The sequence below is a fragment of the Nocardia mexicana NBRC 108244 genome (genome assembly GCF_001613165.1).
Taxonomy (GTDB): domain Bacteria; phylum Actinomycetota; class Actinomycetes; order Mycobacteriales; family Mycobacteriaceae; genus Nocardia; species Nocardia mexicana.
Window position 1 is genome coordinate 68,288 of the sequence record NZ_BDBV01000019.1, and the last position, 12,545, is coordinate 80,832.

The following is a 12,545-nucleotide window of genomic DNA, read 5'->3' on the forward strand; positions in this document are numbered from 1 at the left end:
AGCGCGATGTTCTGGAACGACAGGCCCATCTGGAACAGCGGATGCCGCGCCGTGGAGCGAGCCGGATTCAGCACCTCCACCAGGCGCTCGAACGGCACGTCGGCGTTCGCGAACGCCTGGATGTCGGTCTCGCGCTGGCGGGCGAGCAGTTCGGTGAACGCCGCGCCCGCGTCGGCCCGGGTGCGGAACACCAGGGTGTTCATGAACATGCCGATGAGATCGTCGAGGGCGGCCTCGCCGCGGCCCGCCATCGGCGTGCCGATCGCGATGTCCTCGGTACCCGACAACCGCGACAGCAATACCGCGAACGCCGTGTGCACGACCATGAACAGCGTCGCGCCCTCGGCGCGCGCCAATTCCACCAGCGCCCGGTGCATGTCGGCATCGATGTGGATGTCGACCTTGCCGCCCGCGAACGACTGCGTGGCGGGGCGCGGGCGGTCCGAGGGCAGATCGAGCTGCTCCGGCAGATCCGCCAGCGCGGACTTCCAGTAGCCGATCTGCTTGGCCGCCAACGACTCCGCGTCGTCCTCGCTGCCCAGCACCGCACGCTGCCAGACGCTGTAGTCCGCGTACTGCACCGCCAGCGGCGCCCAGCCCGGCGCCTCGCCCGCGGCGCGCGCCGCGTAGGCGGTCACCAGGTCGCGGGTCAGCGGGCCCGCGGACGAGCCGTCACCGGCGATGTGGTGAATCACCATCGCGAGCACGTATTCCCGAGCGGCGCTGTCGGTCTCGAACAGCACGACCCGCAGCGGCACCTCGGTGGTGACGTCGAAGCCGGTCGAGAAGAACTCGATCACGGCCGCCTCGATGGCCTCCGGCGCGACCGTCCGCACCTCGAGCTCCGGCACGGCCTGTCCCGGCGGCAGGATCACCTGAACTGCCCCCGAGGCTCCGCCCGCGGATTCGGACAGGGGAACCTCCGGGTACACCGTGCGCAGCACCTCGTGCCGGGCGACCAGGTCGCCGATCGCCGCCCGCAGCGCCGGAACGTGAAGATCGCCGGTCAGGCGCACCGCGATCGGCACGTTGTAGGCGGCGGACTGCTGGTCGAAGCGGTTCAGGAACCACATGCGCTGCTGCGCCAGCGACAGCGGAATCCGCTCGGGCCGTTCGATACTGCCGAGTTCGGCGGTGCGCACGCCGTGGGCCTGCGACTCCACCGCCGCGGCCAGCGCGGCCACGGTGGGCGTCTCGAACAGCGCGCGCATCGGCACCCGGGTGCCGACTGCGGCGCCCAGGCGGGCGATCACCTGGGTGGCGATCAGCGAGTTGCCGCCGAGGGCGAAGAAGTCGTCGTCGGCGCCGACGCGGGCCACGCCGAGCACGTCGGCGAACACCCCGGCGACGATCTCCTCGATCGGCGTGGACGGGGCGCGGAACTCGCGCCGCGCGAACGTCGGCTGCGGCAGCGCCTTGCGATCCAGCTTGCCGCTGGTGTTCAGCGGGAACGCGTCCAGCGCCACGACCGCGGCCGGAATCATGTAGGCGGGCAACGTCTGTCCCGCCGTCGCCAGCAGCGGGCCCTGATCGATCGACGCGCCGGGCGCCGGGACCACGTAGGCCACCAGCTGATCGCCCAGATCCGACGGCACCACCAGCGCTACGGCCTGGCTCACCGACGGCTGCGCCAGCAGCGCCGATTCGATATCGCCCAGCTCGATGCGCTGACCGCGGAACTTCACCTGGAAGTCGGTGCGGCCGATGTATTCGAGCACGCCGCCGTCGCGCCACACCACCAGGTCGCCGGTGCGGTACATGCGCTCGCCGTTGGCTCCGCCGCCGTTCATGCCCCCGAAGGGGTTGGCCACGAACCGATCCGACGTCAGGTCGGGACGGGTGATATAGCCGCGCGCCAGCTGGTCACCGGCCAGATACAGCTCACCCGCGACACCCGCCGGAACCGGCCGCAGCCGCGAATCCAGCACGTACACCTGGGAATTCCACTGCGGCACACCGATCGGCACGCTGCCGCGCTCGTCCCCGGTCGCCGGGCGGTAGGTGATCGACACCGCCGCCTCGGTCGGCCCGTACAGGTTGTGCACGGTCGCCGGCGTCACGGCACGCATCGCCGCGACGGTCTCCGGCGGCAGCGCCTCGCCGATCGCGAAGACGTCGCGCAGCGTCGGCACCGAGCCCGCCGGAGTGTGGGCGGCGAACACGGTCAGCATCGACGGCACGAAGTCGGTAACCGTAACCCGCTGCGCCGCAATGGTTTCCGCCAGGTAGGCGGGATCCCGATGGCCGTCCGGTGTGGCCACCGCGAGGGTGGCCCCGGCGCGCAGCGGCATGAAGTAGCCCCACAGCGACACGTCGAACGTGGTCGCGGTCTTCTGCAGGTACACGTCCTCGACGCTCATCGGGTATTCCGACAGCATCCAGGTGGTCTGGTTGTGGATGGCCGCGTGCGAGACCGCCACACCCTTCGGGCGGCCCGTCGAACCGGACGTGAAGATCACGTAGGCCGGGTTGTCCGGGTGCACCGGGCCGCGGAGTTCCGCCGCCCGCACCGGCTCGCCGCCGAAGCCCGACAGGTCGACGGTGTCGATCTGCACGACCGGCGCCTCGCCCGGAGCGGCGAAATCGTCACGCGCGGCGGTCAGGACACACACCGGGCGGGCGGTGTCGAGGACGTACCCGATGCGCTCGGCCGGATGGTCCGGATCCAGCGGCACGTACGCGCCACCGGCGGTGATGATCGCGTACATGCCGACCACCAGGTCCAGCGAACGCCGGACCGCGAGGCCCACCAGCGATTCCGGACCGACGCCCTGCGAGATCAGGTGCCGCGCAAGGCGGTTCACCCGCTCGTCGAACTCGCGGTAGGTCAGCTCGGTGCCCTCGTAGACCACCGCGACCCGATCCGGATGCGCGGCGACCGTGCGGCGGTAGCCGTCGAGCAGCAGTTCCGGAGCGACCTCGTGCCGGGTGTCGTTCCAGTCCAGCAGCATTCGGTCCCGCTCGGCACCGGCGAGCAGTTCCAGATCGCCGACCGCGGTGCGCGGCGTGGCGACGATCTCGCCCAGCAGCCGCACGAAGCGATCGACGAAGCCCTGCACCGTCTCCCGCTCGAACAGATCGGTGGCATAGGTGAGGAAGCCGGACAGGCCCGCCGGTTCGCCCGCCTCACCGTAGTTGTCGGCGACGATCAGGTGCAGGTCGAACTGCGACAGCCCGGTATCCAGGTCGAGCCCGGAGACCCGCAGGCCGGGCAGTTCCAGGCTGGTCTGCGCCAGGTTCTGGAACGACAGGCCCACCTGGAACAGCGGATGCCGCGCCGTGGAACGAACCGGGTTCAGCACCTCGACCAGGCGCTCGAACGGCATGTCCGCGTTCGCGAACGCCTGGATGTCGGTCTCGCGCTGCCGCGCCAGCAGATCGGTGAACGAGGCGCCGGAATCGACCTGTGTGCGGAACACCAGGGTGTTGACGAACATGCCGATCAGGTCGTCCAGCACCGCCTCGCCGCGGCCGGACATCGGGGTACCGATCGCGATGTCCTCGGTACCCGACAGCCGCGACAGCAGCACCGCGAACGCCGTGTGCACGACCATGAACAGCGTCGCGCCCTCGGCGCGCGCCAATTCGCCCAGCGCGCGGTGGATTTCGGCGTCGATCTCGACCGCGACCTTGCTACCGGCGAAGGTCTGGGCCGCGGGCCGCGGATAGTCCGCCGGGAGATCCAGCTGCTCGGGGAGATCCGCCAGCGCGGTCTTCCAGTAGCCGATCTGCTTGGCCGCCAACGACTCCGGATCGTCCTCGCTGCCCAGCACCTCGCGCTGCCAGATGCTGTAGTCGGCGTAGTGCACCGACAGCGGGGCCCAGCCCGGCGCCTCGCCCGCGGCGCGCGCCGCGTAGGCGGTCATCAGGTCGCGGGTGAGCGGTCCGGCCGACGAGCCGTCGCCGGAGATGTGATGGATCACCAGCGCCACGACGTAGTCGCCGGTCGCCTCGGTGTCCTCGCGGTCGGTGAGATCGAACAGCGCGACCCGCAGCGGCACCTCGGTGGTGACGTCGAAGATCGTGGAGGTCAGCTCCAGAACGGCCGCCTCGATCTCGGACGACACGACGGGACGGACCTCGAGCTCCGGAAGCGCCTGCGCCACCGGCAGAATCACCTGCACGGGGACGCCGTCGACCTCCGGGTAGACCGTCCGGAGCACCTCGTGGCGGGCCACCAGGTCCTCGACGGCCGCCCGCAGCGCCTCGATATCCAGCGCGCCGGTAAGCCGCACGACCATCGGCACGTTGTACGCCGCGGACTGCTGATCGAACCGGTTCAGGAACCACATGCGCTGCTGCGCCAGCGACAGCGGGATGCGCTCGGGCCGCGGACCGGCCACCAGCTCGCGGCGGCCGGAGCCGACCTGGCCCTCCACGCGCACGGCCAGCGCGCCCACCGTGGACGCCTCGAACAGCAGGCGCACGGGAACCCGGGTGTTCAACGCGGCGCCCAGGCGGGCCACCACCTGCGTGGCGATCAGCGAGTTGCCGCCGAGTTCGAAGAAGTCGTCGTCGACGCCCACCGCCCGCGCGCCGGTGTCGAGTCCGAGCACATCGGCGAAGGTGTTCGCCACGATCTCCTCGATCGGCGTCGAGGGCGCCCGGAACTCCCGGACCTCGAAGGCCGGTTCGGGCAGCGCGCGGCGGTCGAGCTTGCCGTTCGCGCTCAGCGGCAGGGCGTCGAGCACCACGATCGCCGACGGAATCATGTACGACGGCAGCATGGTGGCCAGGTGCGCACGCAGCGTGGCATCGAAATCGGTTGCCTCGGAGGCGGATTCGGCGGGTACCACGTAGGCGACCAGCCGGTCGCCGGTCCGGTCGCCGGAGCGCACCAGGGCGACCGCCTGCGCCACCGAATCGTGCTCGCGCAGCGCGTATTCGATCTCGCCCGGCTCGATCCGCAGGCCGCGCAGCTTCACCTGGAAGTCGCTGCGTCCGCGGTAGACCAGCGCCCCGGCGGCGTCGCGCGCCACCAGGTCGCCGGTGCGGTACAGGCGAGAGCCGTTGTCTCCGAACGGGTTGGCGACGAATCGCTCCGCCGTCAGGGCCGCGCGATCCACGTAGCCGCGCGCCAGCTGCGCGCCCGCCAGATACAGCTCGCCCACGACGCCCGGCGGCACCGGGTGCAGCCGGGAGTCCAGCACGTAGGCCTGGGTGTTCCACACCGGCGCACCGATCGGGAGCGCGGGCAGCGCGGCATCGACGGTCTCCGGCGCCACCGAATAGGTGGAGTTCACGGTGAATTCGGTCGGCCCGTACAGGTTGACCAGCTCGACACCGGGCAGGCCGAGGCGCCGGAACGCCTTCACCGCCTCGCCGGTGAAGGCCTCGCCGCCGACCAGCAGCGCCCGCAGCGATCCCAGCGCACCGGGGTCGACGGTCGTCGCGAACACGGTCAGCAGCGACGGCACGAACGAGGCCAGCGTGACCCGCTCGGCGTCGATGACCTCGGCCAGGTAGCGGGTATCCCGATGCCCGTCCGGCGTCGCGACCACGACTCGGGCGCCGGTCAGCAAGGGCGCCAACGGTTCCCAGACCGAGGCGTCGAACGTCGCCGGGGTCTTGTACAGCACCACGTCCTCGGCGCCGATCCCGAATTCGGTGATCAGCCAGCGCATCTGGTGCTGCAGGGCCGCATGCGACACCCCGACGCCCTTGGGGCGGCCGGTGGAGCCCGAGGTGAAGATCACGTAGGCCAGGTGCTGCGGGCGCAGCGGCGCCACCCGGTCGGCGTCGGTGACCGGCGCATCGGAGTAGCCGGACAGCTCCGGGTCGTCGGTGACGAGCACCGGCAGGTCCTCGGGCGCGAACGCGTCGCGCGAGGTGGTCAGCACCGCGGCCGGGGCCGCGGTCTCGAGCACGTAGGCGATGCGGTCGGCGGGCTGGTCCAGATCCAGCGGCACGTACGCGCCACCGGCCTCCAGCACGGCGTGGATGGCGATCACCAGATCGAGCGAGCGGCGCATGCCGAGCGCGACCCGGACGTCGGGGCCGACGCCCGCCTCGATCAGCCTGCGCGCCAACCTGTGTATGCGCGAGGCCAGTTCCGCATAGGTCAGCGAGGCGGCGGGGCCCTCCTCGGCCGAGCGGTCCACGACGGCGATCGCATCCGGCGTCGTGCGCACCTGCGCGGCGAACAGCTCGACCAGCGGTGCGGGCGAACCGATCTCGACGGCGGTGGCGTTCCATCCGCGCAGTTGCTGCGCCGCCTCGCGCGCATCCAGCAGCGGGATGTCGCCGACCGGGCGATCCGGGGTGGCGGCCACGGCCTTCAGGATCCGGACGAACCGCCGTGCGAAACCGGCCACCGTCTCGTCGTCGAAAAGGTCGGTGGCATAGACGAACTTGGCCGTGATGCCCGCCGGGACCGAGGCGCCGTTGCCCGCCGCCTCGGCGGCGCGCAGCTGCTCGGTGAGCTCCAGCGCCAGATCGAATTTGGCCGTCTCCGTGGGCAGTTCGACTCCGCTGACCGTCAGCCCCGGCAGTTCCAGGGTGGTCGGGCGGTTGTTCTGCAGCGACAGCATCACCTGGAACAGCGGGTTGCGGGCCTGCGAGCGACGCGGGTTCAGGATCTCGACCAGCCGCTCGAACGGCAGGTCGGCGTGCCCGAAGGCGGCGATATCGCCGGTGCGCACCGACTGCAGCAGCTCACCGAAGGTGGTGCCGCCGTCGATCTCGGTCCGCAGCACCAGGGTGTTGACGAACATGCCGATCATGTCGTCGAGCGCCTTGTCGCCGCGCCCGGCGACGGGCGTGCCGATCGAGATGTCGGACTCGCTGCTCAACCGGGACAGCAGCACCGCGAGCGCCGCGTGCACGACCATGAACATCGTCGCGCCGCGGGCGCGCGCCAATTCCGCCAGCTTGGCCTGGGTTTCGGCGCTGATCTCGAAGTTGTGGATGCCGCCGCGGCCCGACGCCACGGCGGGGCGCGGCCGGTCGGAGGGCAGATCCAGCTGCTCGGGCGCACCGGCCAGGGATTCGGTCCAGTACGAGATCTGCTGGGCGATCACCGAATTCGGATCGTCCTCGGAGCCCAGCACCTGACGCTGCCAGATCGCGAAGTCGGCGTACTGCACGTCCAGCGGGCGCCAGGCGGGCTCGCCGCCGTCGACGCGGGCGCCGTAGGCGGTCATCACGTCGCGCGCGAACGGGCCCATCGAGAAGCCGTCGCCCGAGATGTGGTGCACCACCACGACCAGCACGTGCTCGGTGGGGCTGATCTCGAACAGCCCGGCCCGGAACGGCGGCTCGGCCGTCACGTCGAACCCGGTCAGGACCAGTTCCGAAAGCCGCAGCGGCAGTTCGGATTCGGTGACCTCGATCGGCGTCAGGTCCGGGATCACCCGGCTGGTCGGCACGATCTCCTGGTACGCGGCGCCGTTCACCTCGGGATAGCGGGTGCGCAGCGATTCGTGGCGGGCCAGCACGTCGGCGACCGCGATGTGCAGCGCCTGGCGGTCCAGCAGGCCGGACAGCCGCACGACCACCGGGATGTTGTCGACCGCGGATTCGGGGTCGAAGCGGTTGAGGAACCACATCCGCTGCTGCGCCAGCGACAGCGGGATCCGCTCCGGGCGCTCCTGCGGCACCAGCGGATTCCGCCCGCCCGCACCGGCTCCCGACTCGGCGCGCGCGGCCAGCGCGGCGACCGTGGACACCTCGAAGATCTCGCGCACGCCCAGCTGCGTGTTCAGCGCGGAGGACAGTCGCGCCGCCACCTGGGTGGCGATCAGCGAATTGCCGCCCAGGGCGAAGAAGTCGTCGTCCAGGCCGACCCGCTCCAGGCCCAGCACCTCCGCGAAGGTGCCCGCGACGATCTCCTCCACCGGCGTCGTGGGCGCGCGGAAGGTCGCCGCCTCGAACACCGGCGCGGGCAGCGCGCGGCGGTCCAGCTTGCCGGAGGCGTTGAGCGGCAGCGCCTCGAGATCCATCACCACCGACGGCACCATGTACGACGGCAGCCGCTGCCCCAGCTCCTCGCGGAGCGTTTCGGCATCGATCGAAAGACCCGACGCGGCAACGACATACGCCACCAGCTGATCGCCGGTGTGCTGGTCGCCGCGGACCACGACGACCGCTTGGGCGACCTCGTCCAGCGCGGTGAGCGCGGCCTCGATCTCGCCCAGCTCGAGGCGCTGGCCGCGCAGCTTCACCTGGAAGTCGGTGCGGCCCAGGTACTGCAGCTCCCCGTCGCCACTCCACATCACGAGGTCGCCGGTGCGGTACATCCGCTCCCCCGCGCCGCCGAACGGACTCGCCACGAAGCGGTCGGCCGTCAGGTCGGTCCGGGCGACGTAGCCGCGGGCGAGCTGGTCGCCCGCGAGATACAGCTCTCCCGCAACACCTTCCGGAACCGGCCGCAGCCGCGCGTCGAGCACGTACACGCGGGTGTTGAACACGGGACGGCCGATCGGCACCGAATCGACATCGGCGTCGACCACCTGGTGATAGGTGACGTCGACGGCCGCCTCGGTCGGCCCGTAGAGGTTGTGCAGCTCGGCACCGGTCAGCTCGCGCAGGCGATGCGCCGACTTGGTCGCCAGCGCCTCACCGGAGGCGAATACCATCCGCAGCGAACCGCATTGCGCAACAGCAGGTTCGGTTACGAAGACGGTCAGCATCGACGGCACGAAGTGCGTCACCGTCACGCCCTCGGCGGCGATCAGCTCCGCCAGGTAGGCCGGGTCGCGGTGGCCGTCGGGCCGGGCGACCACGAGCCGGGCGCCGATCTGCAACGGCCAGAAGAACTCCCACACCGACACGTCGAACGTCGCCGGGGTCTTCTGCAGCACCACGTCGTCGGCGGTGAGCCCGTACTGCGACTGCATCCACACCAGGCGGTTGACGATGGCGGCGTGCGAGACCGCGACGCCCTTCGGCCGCCCGGTGGAACCGGACGTGAAGATCACGTAGGCGGTGTTCTCGGGCCGCAGCGGCGCCCGCCGCTCGGCATCGGTCACCGGCTCGGCCGAATACGCCGACAGTTCCAGCAGATCGATGCGCACCTGCGCGGTGTCGGTGTCCAGATCCGCGCCGGAGGTGAGCACGCAGACCGGGTCCGCGGTCGCGAGGATGTACTGCGTGCGCTCGGCCGGATGCTCGGGATCCAGCGGCACGTACGCGCCACCGGCGACCGATACCGCGTACATGCCGACCACCAGGTCGATCGAGCGCCGCATCCCCAGGGCCACCAGGGTCTCGGAACCGACGCCGCGCTCGATCAGCCAGCGCGCCAACTTGTGTACGCGCGTGGTGAATTCGGCATAGGACAGACTTGTCCCCTCGAACGTCACCGCGGGCGCGTCGGGCGTGCGCGCCGCCTGCGCCTCGAACATCGCGACCAGGGTCGCGGACGGCACCGCCCGCTCGGTCAGCGCGGCCTCGACATCGAATTCGGTGGCGTTCCAGCCGGATACGATCAGCTCGCGTTCGGCGGGCTCCAGCAGTTCGATGCCGCCCACGGCCGCATCGGGCTCGCCGGTGATCGCGCCGAGCACCCGCACCAGCCGGTCGGCGATGCGGCGCACGGTGTCCTCGTCGAACAGGTCCCGCAGGTAGCCCGCGCGAATGCGCAGCCGGGAATCGAGCTGCACGATCAGGGTCAGCGGGTAGTGGGTCGCGTCGGTGGCGTCCAGACCGGTCACGCCCATGCCGTCGATATCGGCGGCCTGCTTCTGAATGCCCTCGGCGTCGACCGGATACGATTCGAAGACCACCAGGGTGTCGAACAGCCCGCCGACCCCGGCCGCGGCCTGGATCTCGGCGAGACCCACGTAGTGGTGGTCCAGCAGATCGGCCTGCTCGCCCTGGATGCGCACCAGCAGATCCCGCGCCGATTCCGATTCGGCGAAGCGCACCCGCACCGGCACGGTGTTGATGAACAGGCCCACCATCGATTCGACGCCGGACAGCTGCGGGGGCCGCCCGGACACGGTGGTGCCGAACAGCACATCGTCGCGGCCGGTCCAGCGGCCCAGCAGGATTCCCCAGGCCGCCTGCAGCACGGTGTTCGCGGTGACACCCAGTTCGCTCGCCAGCTCGGTGAGCCGCGCGGTGGCGGTCTCGTCGAGTTCGAAGACGTATTCGCCGGAGAGCGCGGTGATTTCGCGACCGGCGTCGGGCCGGGTCAGCAGGGTCGGCTCGGAGACACCGTGCAGCGCGGTGGTCCACGCGTTCACCGAGGCCGAGTGGTCCTGCTGCGCAACCCATTCCAGGAAGTGCCGGTAGGACCGCACCGGCGGCAGCGCGGCGGTGTCGGAGCGGGTGGCGTACAGCACCAGCAGATCCCGCATCAGCAGTGGCATCGACCAGCCGTCGAGCAGGATGTGGTGGTTGGACACGGCCAGCCGCCAGCTGTCGGCGGCGACGCGGATCAGGGTGAACCGGATCAACGGCGGCTCGGCGAGGTCGAACCGGTGCATCCGGTCGGCCTCGATGAGGTCGGCCGCGTCGCCGGTGGCCCGGCGGTCGAATTCGGCCCATGCCACGCGGACGTCGTCGAGCACCAGCTGCACCGGATTGCCCGCGGCGTCGGTGACGAACGCGGTCCGCAGGTTCTCGTAGCGATCGACGAGAGCCTGTGCGGCCGAACGCAACCGGGCGGCGTCGAGGCGGCCGGTGAGGGTGAGCACCGCCTGCGCGGTGTACACGTCCACCGAGGCCGCGGCCAGCTGCGCGTGGAACTGCAGGCCCGCCTGCAGCGCCGACAGCGGCCACACCTCGCTCAGCGACGGGAAGCGCTGCTCCCAGCCGTCGATATCGTGCTGGGTGACCCGCACCAGCGCGAAGTCCGACGGCGTATGGCCGCCGGCCGCGGCCGAATCCGCGTGCCGCGCCACGGCTTCCAGCGCCTCGACCCACAGCCGCCCGAACTCGGCGACCGCCTCGGAATCGAGCAGCGTTGTCGGATAACCGATATTGGCGGACAGCTGGTCGCCGACCACGATGGCGTTGATGTCCAGCGGCGCCATCACCGGCATATCGGCGTCGTAGCCGCCGCCCAGCGCCCCTAGTTCAGGTGCCGGGATCCACCCGAAGCCGCGCAGGGCGTCGGGCACCTGACCCTCGGAGACCCGGCCCAGGTAGTTGAAGCTCACCTGGCCGGGCAGCTGCTCGGGCAGTCGCGCGGCGGTCTCGGGGTTCAGGTAGCGCAGCAGGCCGTAGCCGAGTCCCTTGTCCGGGACCGCGAGCAGCTGCTCCTTGATCGCCTTGATGGCCGGGCCCAGCGCCGGGCCGCCGGTCAGCGCGGCATCGATGTCGATGCCGGACAGCTCGAACCGCACCGGGAAGATCGCGGTGAACCAGCCGACGGTGCGCGACAGATCCGCGCCGGGCACCACATCTTCCTCGCGCCCATGGCCTTCCAGCCGGACGAGCACGGAATCGTCCGCGGTCGCCTCGGCCGCGCGGTTCGCCCGCCACTTCGCCAGCGCCAGCACCAGCGCGGTCACCAGACCGTCGTTGACGCCGCCGTGGAACAGCTCCGGGACGGTGGTCAGCAGGGCCCTGGTGGCCTCGGCCGACACCTCGACGCGATGCCGCTCGAGCACGCCCGACACGTCTACGGCCGGGTCCAGCGGCCGCTCGGTGAGCAGCGGATCGGGGCCGTCGACCACCGCGCGCCACCGGTCGAACTCGCCCGTGCGCTCGGTCGCCAGCCGCTCCAGGGCGTGCGCCCAGGTGCGCATGCTGGTGCCCGTCGACGCCAATTCCGGTGTCTGCCCGGCCGACAGCTGTCCCCACGCGGCCACGAAGTCCGGCACCAGGATGCGCCAGGACACACCGTCGATGACCAGGTGGTGGGCGATGACGATCAGGCGGCCCGCGCGGCCACCGGAGGGGGATTCCCGGCCCGAACTCGTGGGCTCCAGCCACACGAACCGGATTACCACGCCCGCTTCGGGATCCAGCCGGTCCAGGGCGGAATCGAGTGCGTCCGAGGCGATCTCGAACAGCGCCTCGTCATCGGCGCCCGCGTCGAACTCGACCCGCTCGATCAGCGCGTCGATATCGACGGTGCCGGGTGCGGCGGTCTCGACGATCCACTCCGCGCCGCCGTGCCGGCGCAGCCGGGCCCGCAGCATGTCATGACGATCGATGACCGCGGCCGCGGTCGCCGCGATGCCCTCGCGGTCGATACCGACCGGAAGTTCCAGCGCCAGTGTCTGATTGAAGCGCCCGAACGAACCCGGCCGCTCAACCATGAACTTCACCACCGGCGTCAGCGGCATGGTGCCCACGCCGCCGCCGGGCAGCTCGGCCAGCACCGGCTTCGCATCTCCCGGCGCGCCACCGGCCTCCGCGACGGCGGCCAGACCGGCGACGGTGCGCTGCTCGAAAACATCGCGCGGAGTGAAGATCACACCCCGGGCCTTGGCCCGCGAGACCAGCTGGATGGAGACGATGGAGTCGCCGCCGAGCGCGAAGAACGAGTCGTCGACACCGACCCGCGCCACGCCGAGCACCTCGCCGAAGACCTCGGCGATGGTCTGCTCCAGCGGGTTGCGCGGGGCCCGGAACTCCGTATCGGTCTCGAA

Annotated in this window: 1 protein-coding gene (cut by both window edges); it reads right to left on the reverse strand. The window is 71.0% G+C overall.

This entire window lies inside a single protein-coding gene on the reverse strand: locus NM1_RS06625, encoding a non-ribosomal peptide synthase/polyketide synthase (RefSeq protein ID WP_157123862.1). The 51,969-nt coding sequence extends 20,206 nt beyond the window's left edge and 19,218 nt beyond its right edge, so the window shows coding positions 19,219-31,763 — codons 6,407 (complete) to 10,588 (partial); reading right to left, the first codon wholly in view occupies positions 12,543 to 12,545. Both the start codon and the stop codon lie outside the window.